The organism is Pseudomonas sp. R-28-1W-6, from assembly GCF_009799925.1.
Taxonomy (GTDB): domain Bacteria; phylum Pseudomonadota; class Gammaproteobacteria; order Pseudomonadales; family Pseudomonadaceae; genus Aquipseudomonas.
In genome coordinates, this window is the sequence record NZ_WELK01000005.1 from 41,211 (window position 1) to 59,741 (window position 18,531).

Sequence of the window (18,531 nt, forward strand, 5' to 3'; positions counted from 1 at the left end):
GCGAGGGGTAGTTGGCAGGCGTGCGTGGGCCGTGGTCGCGCGGTGTGTCTGGGAAGGGGGGGGGCGTGGCGAGGGGCAGGCCCCACCCGGGCATGGGTGAGGCCGAAGTGCAGGCGGGTTCAGGGGTAGCCGAGCAGGCTCTTGATCTGTGGCAGGTGGCTGGCGACCCAGTGCTGGTCGATCGGGCCCCAGGCGCGGATCACATAATGCCCGGCGTTGTTGCGCGCGCCGTCGTGCTGGACGAAGTCGCAGAGGATATCCAGCTCGCCGAGGGCGGCCAGGGTGTCCTGGGCGGTACGCCGGGGCATACCGGTGGCGGCCATCAGCGCCGGCACCGTGGTGGCCGTGCCGCTGTCGATCAGCCAGGCCAGGTACAGGCGGCGGTAGAAACTGGTGCGGGTCTTGCTCGCTTCCACGCTTGGCGTGCTCATAGGGCGGTCATCCCGATATAGGTGGCGGCGCCGGCCAGGTAGCCGAGCAGGGCCAGCAGGCTGATCTTCTTCAGGTACCAGACGAAGTCGATCTTCTCCATGCCCATGGCTGCCACGCCGGCCGCCGAGCCGATGATCAGGCAGCTGCCGCCGGTGCCGGCGCAGTAGGCCAGCAGTTCCCAGAAGGTGCCGTCGATGACGAAGTGGCCCAGCCAGCCGGCATCGGTGCTGGCGGCCAGGGTGTCGGCGCTGACCAGCGGGTACATCTTCATCGCACCGGCCACCAGCGGCACGTTGTCGACCACCGAGGACAGCAGGCCGATGGAGATGTTGATGGCGTAGACGTTGCCCAGGCTGTCCTTCAGGGCACCGGCGACCTGGGTCAGGTGGCCGGCGGTGGCCAGGCTGGACACGGCGAGGAGGATGCCGAGGAAGAACAGCACGCTGGTGATGTCGATCTTGCGCAGCACGCCGACCACCGACAGCGGATGGCGGTCTTCGTCATTCTTGCCGCGATGCAGCCATTCGGTGACCACCCACAGCACGCCGAGGCCGAGCAGAATGCCCATGTACGGCGGCAGGTGGGTGATGGTCTTGAACACCGGGACGAACAGCAGCGCGCCGAGGCCGAGGGCGAACACCAGGTTGCGCTCGAACGGCGTGGTCGGCTCGCGCCGATCCTCGTCGTGGACCTTCGGTGCAGGGCGAGTGAACTCGCCCTGCATGGTCAGGCTGAGCACCAGCAGCGGCACCAGCAGGCAGACCAGGCTGGGCACGAACAGCTGGGTGACGATGCCGCTGGCGCTGATCTGGTTGCCGATCCACAGCATGGTGGTGGTCACGTCGCCGATCGGCGACCAGGCGCCGCCGGCGTTGGCGGCGATCACCACGATGCCGGCGTAGAACCAGCGCTCGTTGCGGTTGTCGATCAGCTTGCGCAGCAGCGAAACCATGACGATGGTGGTGGTCAAGTTGTCCAGCACGGCGGAGAGGAAGAAGGTGATGAAGCCGATCAGCCACAGCAGCGGCACGCGCCGTCGGGTGCGGATGCGCTCGGTGATGACCTTGAAGCCGTCGTGGGCATCGATCAGCTCGACGATGGTCATCGCACCCATGAGGAAGAACAGGATCTCGGAGATCTCGCCCAGGTGGTGGCGCAGCTCGCCGGTGATGCCGTGCTCGTCCGGGCTGGCCAGGTTGGGCAGGATGCTCTCGGCGCCGAGGACCAGCACGGTCCAGCAGAACACGGCGGTGAGGATGGCCGAGGCGGCCTTGTCGACCTTCAGCGGGTGCTCCAGGGCAATGCACAGGTAGCCGGCGACGAAGATCAGGGCCATGAGGACGTACATGGACGATTCCCTTGCGGTTGTTGTTATGGGCAGCCGGCGAGCATGCCTGATCGGGCCGCCAGCGGAAAGAGGCCGGCGCCGAGCCCGAAACGCCGGCGCCAGGGCGGCTGCGCCGAACATTGGAGGTACAAGCGGCTTTAGCGGCGAATGACGCTGATCCGAGCGACAACGCGCAAGCTGCCGTCCGCGCAAGAAAAAGGCCCGCGGTCTGGCGACGGCGGGCCCTGTTCATGGCGCTGGCTTAGAGGTTGGCGATCTTCTCGCGCTGCTCGACCAGCTTGCTCAGGGCCTGTTCGGCCTCGGCCAGCTTGGCGCGTTCCTTGTCGAGCACCTCGGCCGGGGCCTTGGCGACGAAGCCCTCGTTGCTCAGCTTGCCGCCGACGCGCTGCACTTCACCCTGCAGGCGCTGGATTTCCTTGTCCAGGCGCGCCAGTTCGGCGTCCTTGTCGATCAGCCCGGCCATCGGCACCAGCACCTGCATATCGCCGACCAGGGCGGTCGCGGACATCGGTGCCTCTTCGCCGGCAGCCAGTACGCGTACCGACTCCAGCTTGGCCAGCTTGCTGAGCAGCGGCTCGAAGTCGGCCAGGCGGCGCAGGTCTTCTGCGCTGGCGTTGGCGACGATGATGTCGATGCGCTTGGCCATGGAGATCTTCATCTCGCCACGGATCTGCCGTACGCCGAGCATCAGCTGCTTGACCCACTCGATGTCGCCTTCGGCGGCGGCGTCGATGCGGCTCTCGTTCGCCACCGGCCAGGCCTGCAGCATGATGGTCTCGCCGCTGACGCCGGCCTGGGCCTTGATCCGCTGCCAGATTTCTTCGGTGATGAAGGGCATGAACGGGTGGGCCAGGCGCAGGATCACTTCCAGCACGCGGATCAGCGTGCGGCGGGTGCCGCGCTGGCGCTCGGCCGGGGCGTTTTCATCCCACAGCACCGGCTTGACCAGTTCCAGGTACCAGGCGCAGTACTGGTCCCAGATGAACTCGTAGAGCGACTGGGCGGCCAGGTCGAAGCGGAAGCCGTCGAGGTGACGGGTGACGTCGGCCTCGGTGCGCTGCAGCTGGGAGATGATCCAGCGGTCCACCGAGGACAGTTCGACCGCTTCGCCCTGGATGCCGGTGTCCTGGCCATCGGTGTTTTCCAGCACGAAGTTGGCGGCGTTCCACAGCTTGTTGCAGAAGTTGCGGTAGCCCTCGACGCGGCCCATGTCGAACTTGATGTCGCGGCCGGTGGAGGCCAGCGCCAGGTTGGTGAAGCGCAGGGCGTCGGTGCCGTAGGCGGCGATGCCCTCGGGGAACTCGGCGCGGGTCTGCTTGGCGATCTTCTCGGCCAGCTTGGGCTGCATCATGCCGCTGGTGCGCTTGGCCACCAGGGATTCCAGGTCGATGCCGTCGACGATGTCCAGCGGGTCGAGCACGTTGCCCTTGGACTTGGACATCTTCTGGCCCTGGCCGTCGCGCACCAGACCGTGCACGTACACGGTCTTGAACGGGATCTGCCCGGTCAGGTGGGTGGACAGCATGATCATCCGGGCGACCCAGAAGAAGATGATGTCGAAGCCGGTGACCAGCACGTCGGTGGGGTGGAAGGTCTTGAGGAAGTCGGTCTGCTGCGGCCAGCCGAGGGTGGAGAAGGTCCACAGACCGGAGCTGAACCAGGTGTCCAGCACATCTTCGTCCTGGCGCAGGGCGATATCACCCAGGTTGTGCTGGGCGCGGACTTCCGCCTCGTCACGGCCGACATAGACGTTGCCGGCGTCGTCGTACCAGGCCGGGATGCGGTGGCCCCACCACAGCTGGCGGCTGATGCACCAGTCCTGGATGTCGCGCATCCAGCTGAAGTACATGTTCTCGTACTGCTTGGGCACGAACTGGATCTCGCCGCTCTCGACCACGGCGATGGCCTTCTCGGCCAGCGGCTTGGTGGAGACGTACCACTGGTCGGTCAGCCACGGCTCGATCACAGTGCCGGAACGGTCGCCCTTCGGCACTTTCAGGGCGTGGTCGTCGATCTTCTCCAGCAGGCCGGCGGCTTCAAACGCAGCGACGATCTGCTTGCGCGCGACGAAGCGGTCGAGGCCGGCGTATTCGGCCGGCAGACTGGCGTCGATCTCGCTGTTGACGCTGCCGTCGATGTTGAACACCTGGGCCTTGGCGAGAACTTGCGCATCTTTGTCGAAGATATTGAGCAGCGGCAGGTTGTGGCGCTTGCCGACTTCATAGTCGTTGAAGTCGTGGGCCGGGGTGATCTTCACGCAGCCGGTGCCGAACTCGGGATCGCAGTAGTCGTCGGCGATGATCGGGATGCGCCGGCCCACCAGGGGCAGCTCGACGAAGGTGCCGATCAGGGCTTTATAGCGCTCGTCGTCCGGGTGCACGGCCACGGCGGCGTCGCCGAGCATGGTTTCCGGGCGGGTGGTGGCGACGATCAGATGGTCCTTGCCGTCGGCGGTCTTATTGCCGTCGGCCAGCGGGTAGCGCAGGTTCCACAGGTGGCCCTTCTCGTCGTGGTTTTCCACTTCGAGGTCGGAGATGGCGGTGTGGAACTTGGTGTCCCAGTTGACCAGGCGCTTGCCGCGGTAGATCAGGCCGTCCTGGTGCAGGCGCACGAAGGCTTCCTTCACGGCTTCCGAGAGGCCTTCGTCCATGGTGAAGCGCTCGCGCGACCAGTCCACCGAGCTGCCCAGGCGACGGATCTGCCGGGTGATGGTGCCGCCCGACTGCTCCTTCCATTCCCAGACTTTCTCCAGGAACTTCTCGCGACCCAGGTCGTGGCGGCCGATGCCGTCGGCGGCCAGCTGGCGCTCGACCACCATCTGGGTGGCGATGCCCGCGTGGTCGGTACCCGGCTGCCACAGGGTGTTGCGACCCTGCATGCGGCGGAAGCGGATCAGGCAGTCCATGATCGAGTTGTTGAAGCCGTGGCCCATGTGCAGGCTGCCGGTGACGTTCGGCGGCGGGATCATGATGGTGTAGGGCTCGCCGGAACCTTGCGGGGCGAAGTAGTGGTTCTGCTCCCAGGTCTGATACCAGGAAGTTTCGATGGCGTGGGGCTGGTAGGTCTTGTCCATGGGTGCGGCGGGACCGTATTGGCAACTGAGCGGGAAAGCCGGCAAGTATAACGGCAAAGGCCAGGCGGCCAAAGGCCGAAGCGGCGATGGCCGTCTGGCGGGCGTTTGCGCGGTTGGCAGGCGGTTGCTGCGGGTTGCCTGAGGGGCGGTGCGTAGGGTGCGCCGTGCGCACCATAGAATCCCGCGCGGGCCCTCGGTGCGCACGGCGCACCTTGCGGGGTCAGGGCTTGCGCTGGGCCAGCAGGCGGTCGAGGCGGGCGTCGAGGCGGCGCTTGAGTTCGGCCTCGATCTGCGGCACGAAGTCGTCGATCACGTCCTGCAGCAGCAGTTGCGCGGCGGCGCGCAGTTCGCCGTCGAGACGGTTCAGCTCGCTGCTGCCCTGGGCGCCGAGGCGGCGCTGGATGGCGCTGCCGATGGTCGCGCTGGCGGGTGCGGCCGGGGGCGTCGGGGTGGCGGGCGCACGTGCGGGTTGCGTCGGTGCGGCACTTGGCAGCGGGGGCGGCAGGCTCACGGCCGGGCCGGGCTCGATGATGTCGGAGAGCAGGGGGATCTGCAGTTCGCCGTCGAGGCTGTCGGTGAGCAGCGGCGGCTCGAGCTGGTGCTCTTCCAGCAGCTGGCGGATCGACTCGAGGTCGTCCAGCAGATGGTCGGGCTTGGGTGGTTTCGGGGTGTCCATGATGCGAATCAGAGCTCTACACGCTGCGGATCATAGCCTTTCTGCCGGTACAGGCGGAAATTCTCGCGACACAAGGCCAGCAGCTGCGGCTCCTGGTTGACGATCTCGATGACCCGGGCGAACTGCTCCAGGTGCGGCGACAGGGCCGGGTTGAGGTTGATCAGCAGGCCCTGGCTGGCGGCCGGCGCGTCGTCCAGGCCTATCACCACCGGCGCCTGCGGATTGTCCTGGTGCAGGTCGTGGGGCATGAAGCTGTCGCCCTTGAAGCGCCACAGCAGTTCGTCCAGTTCTGCGCACTGGGCCTGGTCGGTGCCGCGCAGGAACACCGGCAGGCCGGCGCGCCAGGCCTTCAACGCCAGCTGGCAGGCCGCGCGCAGGCGGCCTTCCGGCGTGGTGGAGGAGAGAACGTAGAACTCGACTCTCACTTGACCCTGTCCAGCAGGTACTGGGTCAGCAGGGGCACCGGGCGGCCGGTGGCGCCCTTGTCCTTGCCGCCGCTGATCCAGGCGGTGCCGGCGATATCCAGGTGCGCCCAGTGGTACTTCTTGGCGAAGCGCGAGAGGAAGCAACCGGCGGTGATGGTGCCGGCCTTGGGCCCGCCGATGTTGGCGATGTCGGCGAACGGGCTGTCCAGCTGTTCCTGGTACTCGTCGTGCAGCGGCAGCTGCCAGGCGCGGTCGTCGGCGTGCTCGCCGGCCTTGAGGAGCTGCTTGACCAGGGCCTCGTTGTTGCCCATCAGGCCGGAGACCTGGCTGCCCAGGGCGACGATGCAGGCGCCGGTGAGGGTGGCGATGTCGATCACCGCCTGCGGCTTGAAGCGCTCGGCATAGGTCAGGGTGTCGCACAGCACCAGGCGGCCTTCGGCGTCGGTGTTGAGGATTTCCACGGTCTGCCCGCTCATGCTGGTGACGATGTCGCCGGGGCGGGTGGCGCCGCCGCTGGGCATGTTCTCGGCGCAGGCCAGCAGGCACACCAGGTTGATCGGCAGCTGCAGTTCGAGCACGGCCTTGAGGGTGCCGAACACGCTGGCGGCGCCGCACATGTCGTACTTCATCTCGTCCATGCCGGCGGCCGGCTTGATGCTGATGCCGCCGGTGTCGAAGGTGATGCCCTTGCCGACCAGGGTGAAGGGCGCCTCATCCTTGGCGCCGCCGTGGTAGTGCATGACGATCATGCGCGGCGGCTGCGCGCTGCCCTGGGCCACGGCGAGGAAGGCGCCGGCGCCGAGTTCCTTGAGCTTCTTCTCGTCGAGGATCTCGACCTTGAGGTTCTTGTGCGCCTTGCCCAGGGCCTTGGCCTCGTCGGCCAGGTAGCTGGGGTGGCAGAGGTTCGGCGGCAGGTTGCCGAGGTTGCGGGTGAACGCCATGCCGCTGGCGATGGCCTGGGCATGCAGGCTGCCGCGCTCGCTGTCGGCCTGCTCGGCCTTGTCGGCGATCAGGGTGATCTTCTTCAGCGCGCGGGCTTCGGCCTTCTGGCTCTTGAACTGGTCGAACACATAGTCGCCGTCGGCCAGGGTCTCCACCAGCAGGCGGGTCTTGCCGTAGGCGTCGCGGCCCTTGACCTTGAGTTCGCCGAGGGCCAGCACCGCATCGCTGCCGCCCAGGCCCTTGAGCACGCCGTGGACCGCTGCAACCAATTTGCGGTACTGGCGGTCGGATAGCTCGCCCTTGCCGCTGCCGACCAGCAGCACGCGCTCGGCCTTGAGGCCCGGCAGGCTGTGCAGGAGCAGGGTCTGCCCGGACTTGCCGGCGATATCGCCGCGCTTGAGCAGGGCGCTGATGGCGCCGGCGCTGGCCTCATCCACGGCCTTGGCGGCCAGGCCGAGCTTGCGGCCTTCGCCAATGGCGACCACCAGGGTGGCGGTCTTCAGGGTTTCCGGGCGGGTGCTTTTGACGAGGAATTCCATGCTGAGCTGTCCCCAAGACAAAGAGTCGGGTTTGGCGGATAATGGCCGCTATTTTTTCGAGGGCCTGCACGTGCTGCAGGCCGGCAAAGGTGCCGGCTAGTTTGAGCGTAGCCACCTGAGCCTGACAACCCTGGAGTGTCCGGTTTGATCGTCTTCCGTTACCTGTCCCGTGAAGTGCTGCTTACCCTCAGCGCGGTCAGTGCCGTGCTGCTGGTGATCATCATGAGCGGGCGTTTCATCAAGTACCTGGCCCAGGCGGCACAAGGCCTGCTCGACCCCAGCGTGCTGTTCATCATCATGGGTTACCGCCTGCCGGGCTTCCTCCAGCTGATTCTGCCGCTGGGCCTGTTCCTCGGCATCCTGCTGGCCTACGGGCGCCTGTACCTGGACAGCGAGATGACCGTGCTGTCGGCCACCGGCATGAGCCACAAGCGCCTGCTGACCTACACCCTGGCCCCGGCGCTGCTGGTCGCCCTGCTGACCGCCTGGCTGAGCCTGGGCCTGGCGCCGCAAGGGGTGGCCGAGGTGACGCGGATCTTCAACCAGCAGGATGCCCTGACCGAGTTCGACACCCTGGTGCCCGGCCGCTTCCAGGCGATGAAGGACGGCTCACGGGTGACCTATACCGAAAGCCTGTCGGCCGACCGTGGCCAGCTGGCCGGCGTGTTCATCTCCGAGAAGCGCCTGAGCCGCGACCAGGACGAGAAGAACAAGGAGCGCGGCATCACCGTGCTGGTCGCCGAAAGCGGACGCCAGGTGATCCAGGCCGATGGCAGCCGCTACCTGATCCTGGAGAACGGCTACCGCTACGACGGCAACCCGGGCCAGGCCGACTACCGGTCGATCCAGTACGAGACCTACGGCGTGCTGCTGCCCAAACCGTCGGTGAGCAACGAGATCGGCGAGCGCGAAGCCATCCCCACCCGTGAGCTGATCGGCAGTGACAACCCGCGGCACCAGGCCGAGCTGCAGTGGCGCCTGTCGATTCCGCTGCTGGTGTTCGTCGTCACACTGCTGGCCGTGCCACTGGCCCGGGTCAACCCGCGCCAGGGCCGCTTCCTCAAGCTGCTGCCGGCGATCCTCCTGTACATGGCCTACCTGGCGTTGCTGATCGGCGCCCGCGGCCAGCTGGACAAGGGCAAGATTCCCCAGGACCTGGGCCTGTGGTGGGTACATGGTCTGTTCCTGTTGATCGGATTGGGGCTGTTCCTCTGGACGCCCGTGCAACTCAAGCTGGCCAGCCGCCGCGCAGTGAAGGAGATGGCCCATGGTCAGGCTTGATCGTTACATCGGGACCAGTGTGTTCTTCGCCATCATGGCGGTGCTGGGGATCATCGTCGGCCTGGCGCTGCTGTTCGCCTTCATCGACGAACTGGGCGATCTCGGGGAGTCCTACGGCACCCTCGAGGCGCTGATCTACGTGCTGCTGACCCTGCCGCGGCGGATCTACGAGATGCTGCCGATGGCGGCGCTGATCGGCTGCCTGATCGGCCTCGGCAGCCTGGCCAGCAACAGCGAGCTGACCATCATGCGCGCCGCCGGGGTCTCGGTCGGGCGCATCGTCTGGGCGGTGATGAAACCGATGCTGGTGCTGATGCTGGTCGGCCTGCTGATCGGCGAATACCTGGCGCCCTGGAGCGAGAACCTGGCCCAGGCGCACCGTTCGATGGCCCAGGGTGGCGGCGAGGCGCAGAGCTCCAAGCGCGGCCTGTGGCACCGCCAGGGCCAGGAATACATCCACATCAACGCCGTGCAGCCCAATGGCCGGCTGTACGGGGTGACCCGCTACCAGTTCGACGACCAGCGTCACCTGCTGTCCTCCAGCTTCGCCCGCCGCGCCCTGTACCAGGGCGACCACTGGCTGCTGGAAGAGGTCAAGACCACGCATTTCCGCGAGCGCACCACCGAGGTGGTCGAGGAGCCGAGCCAGCGCTGGGACATCGAGCTCAATCCGCAGCTGCTCGGCACCGTGGTGATGGCGCCGGAGGCCTTGTCGGTGAGCGGGCTGTGGCGCTACATCCAGTACCTGGGCGAGCAGGGCCTGAACAACGGCAGCTACTGGCTGGCGTTCTGGACCAAGGTGTTGCAGCCGCTGATGACCGCCGCGCTGGTGCTGATGGCGATTTCCTTCATCTTCGGCCCGCTGCGTTCGGTGACCCTCGGCCAGCGCGTGTTCACCGGGGTGCTGGTGGGCTTCGTGTTCCGCATCGCCCAGGACCTGCTCGGCCCCTCCAGCCTGGTGTTCGGCTTCCCGCCGCTGCTGGCGGTGCTGGTGCCGACCCTGATCTGCGCGGGGGCGGGCTTCGTGCTGCTCAGGCGCGCCGCCTGACGCGGGCGGGATGGACAAAGGCCGGGCTTAGCCCGGCTTTTTTGTTGGCGCTGCAGCCGTTGCCCGCCGATGCCGAGTGCCGTTTCGCGGGAGCGACGTTAGCCGCGAAGGGTGCCTGGGGTTCGGAGAGTTATGGCGAATCAGGCCGCGGCTACTAGGGCCGGGGTGCTTGTGCGAGCGTGACCTGGCCTGCGGCATGCCGGGTGGCACTCGATCCGATCCAGGCGGGTGCGGATTGGTTGGCGCGCACGGCGCCCCCTAGGATGGGCCGAACGCAGCAGCCGTGCGGCGCCTGCCGGCTGCGCGGCGCGCACCCGGGCAAGCGGCTTACAGGGTGGCGATATTCAGGCGGCGGGCCTGCTTCAGGTACAGGGTCACTTCGCGCGCCGGCAGCGGCTTGCTGTACAGGTAGCCCTGACCCTCGTTGCAGCCCTGGGCGATGATGTAGGCCTCCTGCTCGGCCGTCTCCACGCCTTCGGCGATGACCTGCATGCCCAGGCTCTTACCCAGCTGGATGATGGCGCGCACGATGGTGGCGTCGTCCTCGTCCTCCAGCACGTCCTGGACGAAGCTGCGGTCGATCTTGATCTTGTCCAGCGGCAGGCTCTTCAGGTAGCTCAGCGAGGAATAGCCGGTACCGAAGTCGTCGATGGCGATCAGCGCGCCGGCGCGGCGCAGGCTGAGCAGGTGCTGGGCGGCGGTGGTGATGTCTTCCATCAGGCCGGTTTCGGTGACTTCCAGCTCCAGGCTGCGTGCCGGCAGGCGGTAGACCTGCAGCAGGTTGTTGACCATGCGCGGCAGCTCGGCGTGGTGCAGCTGCACGGTGGACAGGTTGACCGCCATGCGCAGGTTGCTGAAGCCCTGGTCGTGCCATTCGCGCAGCTGGCGGCAGGACTGGTCCAGCACCCATTCGCCGATGGCGATGATGGTGCCGTTCTGCTCGGCCAGGGGGATGAACAGGTCCGGCGGGACGAAGCCGTGTTGCGGGTGCTGCCAGCGCAGCAGGGCCTCGACGCCGACCACCTGGTGGTCGCGGTAGTCGATCTGCGGCTGATAGACCAGGTGCAGTTCGTTGCGGTTGAGGGCCTCGCGCAGTTCCTTCTCCAGCTCGCGGCGGCGGCGCATCTCGCTGTCGACGCTGGCGATGTAGAACTGGTAGCGGTTGCGCGAACGGCTCTTGGCCAGGGTCATGGTCTGTTCGGCTTTCTGCAGCAGCTTCTCGGTGCTGTCGCCGTCTTCCGGGAACAGGGTGATGCCGATGGTGGCGCGCAGGCGCACTTCCTGCTGCTCCAGGGAGAAGGCGGTGTCGAGGCTGTCGAGGATGCTCTGCGCCAGTTCGGCGGCCTCGTAGGGCTGTTCGATGTCGGCCTGGACCAGGGCGAACTGGTCGCCGCCGAGGCGGGCCAGGGCGCCGAGCTTGCCGCTGTGGCTGCGCAGGCGGTCGGAGAGGGCCAGCAGCAGCTGGTCGCCGGTCTGGTAGCTGAACTGTTCGTTGATGCCCTTGAAGTCGTCCAGGCCGACGCACAGCACGGCCACGCGGCGCTGCAGGCGCCCGGCATCCTCGAGGATCTGGTCGAGCTGCTGCTGCAGTTGCTGGCGATTGGGCAGGCCGGTGAGGAAGTCGTACTGCGACATGCGCAGCAGGCTGTTTTCCGCCTCGTGGCGCAGGTGGGTGTTGCGCTCGATGGATTCCAGCAACTGGTTGGCGGTGTTGATCCACAGCCCCAGTTCGTTCTTCTCGTTGCCGCGCAGCATCGGCAGCTTGTGCTCGCTGGGGCGGTCCGGGTTGATGCTGGTCAGGTGCTCGATGATCTTCGACAGCGGCTTGGTCAGCAGCCAGTGGTAGACCAGGTACAGCACCAGGCCCATGGCCAGGGCGCGCAGCACCCCGGAGATGAAGATGATCACCGAGGTGGTGATGAAGTTCTCGCCGTAGCTGGCGGTGTCCAGGGTGATGTTGAGGTCGCCGTAGTACTCGCTGTAGGGGCCTTTGCCCACCAGCTGGGTACTGAACATCTGTTCCTTGCCGAGGATCGGGTCGGTCAGCCAGCGGCTGGGGGCGTCGATCAGCTCGCGCGAGCGTTCGGCCAGCATCGGTTCGTTGGGGTGGCCGATGGCGGCATAGCGCACGGCTTCATGCTGGAACAGGCCTTCGATGACCTGCATGCCCATCTCCCGGTCCAGGCTGTAGACGGCCTGGGTCGAGGGGTCGCGGAACATGCCGAGGATGCGCTGGGCATCGCTGGCCACCGCCTGACGGGTCTTGTAGATATCGAAAACGATTTGTGCACAACTGAGGACCACGCCGACGACCAGGGCCGAGAGCAGGACAACACGGAGCAGTTTGAGCGACAGGCTGTTTTTCAATTCCAGCTTCAAATGCTTATTCCTTGTTCTCTGCCGGAGGCTGCTGACCGGTGTGAGTATTGGCAAATGCGCGTGTGCCGTCAAAGGGCCATTAGGTCATCGGCAGAACTTTTCGCGGCTGAAGCGTTCGGCGTGCGGTTGGTGTCGCGGAGCATGCCGTGGATGCGCTGGGCGGCTGTACACGGTTGATGGACAAACCGGCGGATCGCTTGCCGGCGCTGGCGCCTCGCCTGGCATGGGGCGTGGCCCAAAAGCAAGAAACCCGGCATTAGCCGGGTTTCTGGTGAACGCTGGGGGCGACTCAGGCGGCGAAGTTCTTCGCCACGAAGTCCCAGTTGACCAGGTTCCAGAACGCCTCGACGTACTTCGGACGCAGGTTGCGGTAGTCGATGTAGTAGGCGTGTTCCCATACGTCGCAGGTCAGCAGCGGGGTGTCGCCGCTGGTCAGCGGGCAGCCGGCGCCGATGGTGCTGGCCAGGGCCAGGGAGCCGTCGGCCTTCTTCACCAGCCAGCCCCAGCCGGAGCCGAAGGTGCCGATGGAGGTCTTGCTGAACTCTTCCTTGAACTTGTCGAAGGAGCCGAAGGTGGCGTTGATCGCGTCAGCCAGGGCGCCAGTCGGTTGGCCACCGCCGTTCGGCGACAGGCAGTTCCAGTAGAAGGTGTGGTTCCAGATCTGCGCCGCGTTGTTGAACACGCCGCCGGAGGAAGTCTTGATGATTTCTTCGAGGCTCTTGCCTTCGAATTCGGTGCCCGGCACCAGGTTGTTCAGGTTTACCACGTAGGCGTTGTGGTGCTTGCCGTGGTGGAATTCCAGGGTCTCGGCGGACAGGTGCGGCTCGAGGGCGTTCTTCTCGTACGGCAGCGGCGGCAATTCGAAAGCCATGGTCTATCTCCTACTCAGGTCGGGGGCGCGATGCGCTCATGGGCCGTTCACGGGCGGCCGGACTGGCGGCGGGGAGTTTGTACTCTTTGCGCCGCGAGCCCCGGATCATAGCACCCGAGCCGGGCCTTAACCACGCAGCAAGTGTGTGGGAAAGCCGGTGCCAGGGCCTTTGCCTAGGGTCTGTGGCCGGTTGGTGAACGAAACGGCAACAGCCCCTCAGATGGCGCGCAGCAGCTGGTAGGCCATGGTGAACATCATCAGCGCCACGCCGAGGTCGAGCAGGCGCCAGGTCGTGGGCCGGGCCAGCCAGGGGGCGAGCCAGGCGGCGCCCAGGGCCAGGCTGAAGAACCACAGCAGGGAGGCGCTGGCCGCGCCCAGGGTGTAGGCCCCGGGTTCCGGCTGCTGGGCGCCGAGGGAGCCGATCAGCAGCACGGTATCCAGGTAGACGTGCGGGTTGAGCAGGGTCACCGCCAGCGCGGCCAGCAGCACCGCGCGCCGCGAGCGCGGTCCCTCGCTCTCGCCCTGCTCCAGGGCCTGGGGCTTGATCGCGCGCAGCAGGGCCTTGGCCCCGTACCAGAGCAGGAAGGCGGTGCCGCCCCAGCGGGCGATGCCGAGCAGCAACGGGTTCTGCGCCAGCAGGGCGGCCAGGCCGAACACCCCGGCGGCGACCAGCAGGGCGTCGCACAGCACGCACAGCGCGGCGACCGGCAGGTGATGCTCGCGGCGCAGGCTCTGCGCCAGGACGAAGACGTTCTGCGCGCCGATGGCGATGATCAGGCCGGCGGCCACCAGCAGGCCGTTCAGATAGCTCTGCCACATCTCAGGCGGCTCCCTCGGCGAGTTGCCGCAGCACGGCCATGGCCCGCTCGGCATCGGCCGCGGCGACGAACAGATGGTCGTGGTAATAGCCGGCCACCACGTTGCAGCTGATCCCGGCGGCTGCCAGGGCGCCGGCGAAAGCGGCGGTGATGCCGACGGCGGACAGCGCCGAGTGCACGCTCAGGCTGATCCAGGCGGCAACGTAGTCGTAGCCGAGGCCGAGGCGGTCGGCTTGTTCCTGGGCGAGGATCAGGCTCAGGCCTTCGGCTTCGCGAATGCTGCCGATGATGTGCTGCGGCTCTATCGCCTGATCGGCCGTCAGGCTGCAGAACACATAGGTGCCGGGGTTGAGCTGCGGTGCCAGGCTGCCGAGCAGCGTGGCGAGGGCGGATTCGCCGGCCATGGGGCCTTCCTTATAAGAGTGGGAGGTGAACGATGGTGGGCAGTTTCCGGCCTGCTGTTGTATAAGAAAAACAAATCCTGCTGATCTCCCATTAGGAAAACTGATTTGTTCGATTACAAACTCCTGGCGGCCCTGGCGGCGGTGGTGGAGCAGGGCGGCTTCGAGCGCGCGGCGCAGTTGCTCGGCCTGTCCCAGTCGGCGGTGTCGCAGCGGATCAAGCTGCTCGAGGCGCGGGTCGGCCAGCCGGTGCTGGTGCGCGGTACGCCGCCGAGCCCCACCGAGATCGGCCGGCGTCTGCTCAACCACGTGCAGCAGGTGCGCCTGCTCGAACGTGACCTGCAGGGCCAGGTGCCGGCGCTGGACGAAGGCGGCCTGCCCGAACGGCTGCGCATCGCGCTGAACGCCGACAGCCTGGCGACCTGGTGGGCGCGGGCGGTGGCCGACTTCTGCGCCGAACACCGGGTGCTGCTGGACCTGGTGGTGGAGGACCAGGAAGTCGGCCTCAAGCGCATGCGTGCCGGCGAGGTGGCCGCCTGCGTGTGCGCCGCCGAACGGCCGGTGGCCGGGGCGCGCTCGCTGGCGCTGGGCGCCATGCGCTACCGCGCGCTGGCCAGCCCGGCGTTCATCGCCCGGCATTTCCCCCAGGGCGTCGAGCCCGCCCGGCTGGCCCGCATCCCGGCCATCGTCTTCGGCCCGGACGACCTGCTGCAGCATCGCTACCTGGCCGCGCTGGGCGTGGAAGGCGGATTCGCCCATCACCTGTGCCCCTCGTCCGAGGGCTTCGTGCGCCTGGCCGAGGCCGGCTTCGGTTGGGGCCTGGTGCCGGAGCTGCAGGTGCAGGCCGAACTGGCCAGCGGCGCGTTGTGCGAGATCATCCCGGGGCGGCCTCTGGACGTGCCGCTGTACTGGCACCACTGGCGCAGTGGCGGCGAGCTGCTGGCCGAGCTGACCCGCCATCTGCAGCGCCAGGCTCGCGGCTGGCTGGTGCCGCTGGCGGACTAGCCACATGGCTTGCACCCGGGCTCGCGGGTCATCGGCTTGGCGCGGGCGGTCAGGGCGCTGGGGCGGGTGGCCTGCTAGAGTCGCAGGCACAACAAGAACGCTGGGGGAGGCGGGGCAATGAAAATTCTGGTGACGGGCGCGAGTGGCTTCATCGGTGGGCGCTTTGCCCGTTTCGCCCTGGAGCAGGGGCTGCTGGTGCGGGTCAACGGACGCCGGGCGGAAGGCGTGCAGCATCTGATCAAGCGCGGCGCGGAATTCATCCAGGGCGACCTGGCCGACCCGGACCTGGCCCATCGCCTGTGCCGCGACGTCGATGCGGTGGTGCATTGCGCCGGCGCGGTCGGCGTGTGGGGCAGCCGCGAGCACTTTCACAACGGCAACGTGGTGCTGACCCAGAACGTCATCGAAGGCTGCCTGGGGCAGAAGGTGCGGCGCCTGGTGCACCTGTCCTCGCCCTCGGTGTATTTCGACGGCCAGTCGCATGTCGGCCTGAAGGAAGAGCAGGTGCCATCGAGGTTCGTCGACCACTACGGCGCGACCAAGTACCGGGCCGAGCAGAAGGTCTTCGAGGCCCAGGAGTTCGGCCTGGAGGTGATCGCCCTGCGCCCGCGCTTCGTCACCGGCGCCGGCGACACCAGCATCTTCCCGCGGCTGATCGAGATGCAGCGCAAGGGCCGCCTGTTCATCATCGGCAACGGCCTGAACAAGGTCGACTTCACCAGCATGCAGAACCTCAACGACGCCCTGTTCAGCAGCCTGCTGGCCGCCGGCCCGGCACTGGGCAAGGTGTACAACATCAGCAACGGCGCGCCGGTGCCGCTGTGGGACGTGGTCAACTTTGTCCTGCGCCAGTTCGACCTGCCGCCGGTGACCCGGCACATGCCCTATGCCGTGGCCTACGCGGCGGCGACCCTCAACGAGACGCTGTGCAAGCTGTTGCCGGGGCGCCCCGAACCGAGCCTGTTCCGCCTCGGCGTGGCGGTGATGGCGCGCGACTTCTCCCTGGACATCGGCCGCGCGCGGCAGTACCTGGATTACGACCCGCAGGTGCCGATCTGGACCGCGCTGGAGGAGTTCTGCACCTGGTGGAAGGTGCAGGGGCGCTGAGGCCGTAGAGGCGGCGTGGCGGTTATCAGGCTTGGCCGCCTTATACCCAGCCAGCCCAGCCAATCCCGGCGGCCTACCTATACTGGCCTGTAAAGCCAGCAAGGAAATCCGCATGTTCGCCATGATGGAAAGCGCACGGCTCGAAGCCTTGCACCTCGCCCAGGACCCGGTCACCGGCCTCAAGGCCATCATCGCCATCCACAGCAGCCGCCTCGGCCCCGCACTCGGCGGCTGCCGCTACCTGCCCTATGCCGATACCGACAGCGCCGTGCGCGATGCCATCCAGTTGGCCCGCGGCATGAGCTACAAGGCGGCGCTGGCCGGCCTGGCGCAGGGCGGCGGCAAGGCGGTGATCATCCGCCCGGCGCATGTCGACAACCGCGCAGCGCTGTTCGAGGCCTTCGGTCGCATGATCGAGTCGCTGGGCGGCGCCTACATCACCGCGGTGGACAGCGGCACCTCCAGCGCCGACATGGACTGCATCGCCCAGCACACCCAGCACGTGACCAGCACCACCGCCGCCGGCGACCCCTCGCCGCACACCGCCATGGGCGTGTATGCCGGGATTCGCAGCACCGCCCTGGCGCGCCTCGGCAGCGCCGACCTGGACGGCCTGCGCGTGGCCGTGCAGGGCCTGGGGCATGTCGGTTTCGCCCTGGCCGAGCAGCTGGCGGCGGCCGGCGTGGAACTGCTGGTCAGCGACCTCGATGGCGGGCGGGTGCAACTGGCGGTGGAGCAGCTGGGCGCCCGTGCGGTGGCGCCCGAGGCGTTGCTGGGCACGCCGTGCGACATCCTCGCCCCCTGCGGCCTGGGCGGCGTGCTCACTGCGCAGACGGTGGCCGGCCTGCACTGCGCGGCGGTGGCCGGCTCGGCCAACAACCAGCTGGCCAGCGCCGAGATCGCCGACGAGCTGGACGCGCGCGGCATCCTCTATGCGCCGGATTACGTGATCAATTGCGGCGGGCTGATCTACGTGGCGCTGCAGCATCGCGGCGAGGGGTTGCCGGCGATCACCGCCCATCTGGCGCAGATCGGCCTGCGCCTGAACGAGCTCTACGCCCACGCCCAGGCCGAGAAGCACTCGCCGGCGCGGGTCGCCGACCGGCTGGCCGAGCGCCTGCTTTACGGCGCCTAGGGCCGGGCCACCCAGAAAAACGCCCGTGGCATCACTGCCGCGGGCGTTCTGCATGGCGGGTGGTACGCACGGCCATGGGCGTGGCGGGCAAGTTCCGCCGCTAGGTTTTACGAAACACCAGCAGCAGGCCCAGCACGATCGCCGCCATGCCCATCAGGCTCAGCCCGCCCATGGCATTGCCGAGGAACAGGTAGTCCATCGCCGCCGTCACGCCCGGCACCAGATAGAACAGGCTGGTGACGTTGACCAGGTTGCCGGCCTGGATCAGGCGATAGAGCAGCAACTGCGCCACCACCGAGATCACGATGGCCAGCCACAGCAGCGGCAGCAGCAGGTCCAGCGACCAGTCCACCACGAATGGCTGGAACGGCAGCAGCGCGGCGCAGGCCAGCAGGCTTGCGGCGTATTGCAGTGGCAAGGTGTGCAGGGGCGTCTGCCCCAGGCCTTTCTGCAGGATCGCTCCGCCGGTCATGCAGGCCAGCGCCGCCAGGGCATAGCCCAGTCCCGTTGTGCTCAGCGTCGCCTGCTGCAGGCTGTGCCACGCCACCAGCACCAGGCCGGCCAGGGCCAGGCCGAGGCCGAGCAGGCGCAGTGCGGCGAAACGCCGTTCCAGCAGGAACAGGGTGAGGATCGGCTGCACGCCGAGCAGGGTGGCCAGCACGCCCGGCGTCACGCCGTGGTCCAGCGCCAGCAGGTAGCAGATGGAGTAACCGCCGATCAGCAGCAGGCCGGTCACGGCCGTGCGCCAGCGCTGGCCGCGCGCCGGCAGCCAGGTCCGGCTGAGGCTGCCGATCAGCAGCAGAACGCCGAGGGCCAGGGCGAAGCGCAGGGTCAGCAGGGCGAAGGCTGACGCATGGTCCAGGCCGAGCCGGGCGAAGATCGCGCCGCTGCTCCAGAGCAGGACGAACAGCGCAGTCGAGGCGCAGGCGCCCCAGAAGGTCTTGTCGAAATACATGGTGAATCACCTGTCGCAAAGGCTTAACAGGCTCCACGGGCTCGTCACGCGGGACGGGCCGGCCAGAAGGCGAAGCGGAGCCGGGAATCGGGCCGG

At 67.4% G+C, this 18,531-nt stretch carries 16 protein-coding genes; 5 read left to right on the plus strand and 11 right to left on the minus strand.

The features are described 5' to 3' along the window. Window positions 1–119: 119 nt before the first annotated feature. From F3I62_RS12030 to F3I62_RS12055, 6 genes are all read right to left on the minus strand, one after another. Window positions 120–416: a winged helix-turn-helix domain-containing protein gene (locus tag F3I62_RS12030; RefSeq protein WP_160490036.1), complete on the minus strand. Its 297-nt coding sequence runs from the start codon at window positions 414–416 to the stop codon at window positions 120–122. A gap of 11 nt (window positions 417–427) precedes the next feature. Beyond that, a complete protein-coding gene (nhaD, locus tag F3I62_RS12035; RefSeq protein WP_160489877.1) occupies window positions 428–1,780 on the minus strand; it encodes a sodium:proton antiporter NhaD in 1,353 nt (450 codons plus the stop codon). Between the two features lie 241 nt (window positions 1,781–2,021). Further along, a complete protein-coding gene (locus tag F3I62_RS12040; protein WP_160489878.1) occupies window positions 2,022–4,853 on the minus strand; it encodes a valine--tRNA ligase in 2,832 nt (943 codons plus the stop codon). Between the two features lie 220 nt (window positions 4,854–5,073). After that, complete coding sequence (locus tag F3I62_RS12045) at window positions 5,074–5,529, minus strand: DNA polymerase III subunit chi (protein ID WP_160489879.1); 456 nt, start codon at window positions 5,527–5,529, stop codon at window positions 5,074–5,076. Window positions 5,530–5,537: 8 nt separating this feature from the next. After that, window positions 5,538–5,954: a DNA polymerase III subunit chi gene (locus tag F3I62_RS12050; protein ID WP_160489880.1), complete on the minus strand. Its 417-nt coding sequence runs from the start codon at window positions 5,952–5,954 to the stop codon at window positions 5,538–5,540. Then, complete coding sequence (locus F3I62_RS12055; protein WP_160489881.1) at window positions 5,951–7,435, minus strand: leucyl aminopeptidase; 1,485 nt, start codon at window positions 7,433–7,435, stop codon at window positions 5,951–5,953. The genes F3I62_RS12050 and F3I62_RS12055 overlap by 4 nt, the downstream gene beginning before the upstream one ends. 144 nt (window positions 7,436–7,579) lie before the next feature. Between F3I62_RS12055 and lptF the strand changes: the two genes are divergently transcribed. Further along, complete coding sequence (gene lptF / locus F3I62_RS12060) at window positions 7,580–8,716, plus strand: LPS export ABC transporter permease LptF (protein WP_160489882.1); 1,137 nt, start codon at window positions 7,580–7,582, stop codon at window positions 8,714–8,716. Then, entirely contained in the window at window positions 8,703–9,764 is a 1,062-nt protein-coding gene (gene lptG / locus F3I62_RS12065; protein WP_160489883.1) for an LPS export ABC transporter permease LptG, read from the plus strand. Before lptF ends, lptG begins: the two co-directional genes overlap by 14 nt. A gap of 327 nt (window positions 9,765–10,091) precedes the next feature. Here lptG and F3I62_RS12070 read toward each other — a convergent pair whose 3' ends face one another. The 4 genes from F3I62_RS12070 to F3I62_RS12085 all read right to left on the minus strand — a co-directional run bounded on the left by F3I62_RS12070 (window position 10,092) and on the right by F3I62_RS12085 (window position 14,236). Next, entirely contained in the window at window positions 10,092–12,143 is a 2,052-nt protein-coding gene (locus F3I62_RS12070) for a bifunctional diguanylate cyclase/phosphodiesterase (protein ID WP_160489884.1), read from the minus strand. A 289-nt stretch (window positions 12,144–12,432) separates the two neighbouring features. Next, window positions 12,433–13,014: a superoxide dismutase [Fe] gene (sodB, locus tag F3I62_RS12075; protein WP_160078608.1), complete on the minus strand. Its 582-nt coding sequence runs from the start codon at window positions 13,012–13,014 to the stop codon at window positions 12,433–12,435. Between the two features lie 216 nt (window positions 13,015–13,230). After that, window positions 13,231–13,833 carry a LysE/ArgO family amino acid transporter gene (locus F3I62_RS12080; RefSeq protein WP_160489885.1) on the minus strand — a complete coding sequence of 201 codons (603 nt, stop codon included), beginning with the start codon at window positions 13,831–13,833 and terminating at the stop codon, window positions 13,231–13,233. Between the two features lies 1 nt (window position 13,834). Then, a complete protein-coding gene (locus F3I62_RS12085) occupies window positions 13,835–14,236 on the minus strand; it encodes an ACT domain-containing protein (RefSeq protein ID WP_160489886.1) in 402 nt (133 codons plus the stop codon). A 105-nt stretch (window positions 14,237–14,341) separates the two neighbouring features. Here F3I62_RS12085 and F3I62_RS12090 point away from each other — a divergent pair, with 105 nt between their 5' ends. The 3 genes from F3I62_RS12090 (at window position 14,342) to F3I62_RS12100 (ending at window position 17,480) form a co-directional block, all read left to right on the plus strand. Next, a complete protein-coding gene (locus F3I62_RS12090; RefSeq protein WP_160489887.1) occupies window positions 14,342–15,238 on the plus strand; it encodes a LysR family transcriptional regulator ArgP in 897 nt (298 codons plus the stop codon). A gap of 117 nt (window positions 15,239–15,355) precedes the next feature. After that, window positions 15,356–16,345: an NAD(P)-dependent oxidoreductase gene (locus tag F3I62_RS12095; protein WP_160489888.1), complete on the plus strand. Its 990-nt coding sequence runs from the start codon at window positions 15,356–15,358 to the stop codon at window positions 16,343–16,345. Between the two features lie 112 nt (window positions 16,346–16,457). Continuing rightward, window positions 16,458–17,480, plus strand: coding sequence for a Glu/Leu/Phe/Val dehydrogenase (locus F3I62_RS12100; RefSeq protein WP_160489889.1), 1,023 nt, complete (start codon window positions 16,458–16,460; stop codon window positions 17,478–17,480). A gap of 100 nt (window positions 17,481–17,580) precedes the next feature. On the opposite strand, the gene F3I62_RS12105 is transcribed toward F3I62_RS12100, so the two are convergent. Further along, window positions 17,581–18,435 (minus strand): DMT family transporter, encoded by an 855-nt coding sequence (locus F3I62_RS12105; RefSeq protein ID WP_160489890.1) that lies wholly within the window; start codon window positions 18,433–18,435, stop codon window positions 17,581–17,583. Window positions 18,436–18,531: the final 96 nt, after the last annotated feature.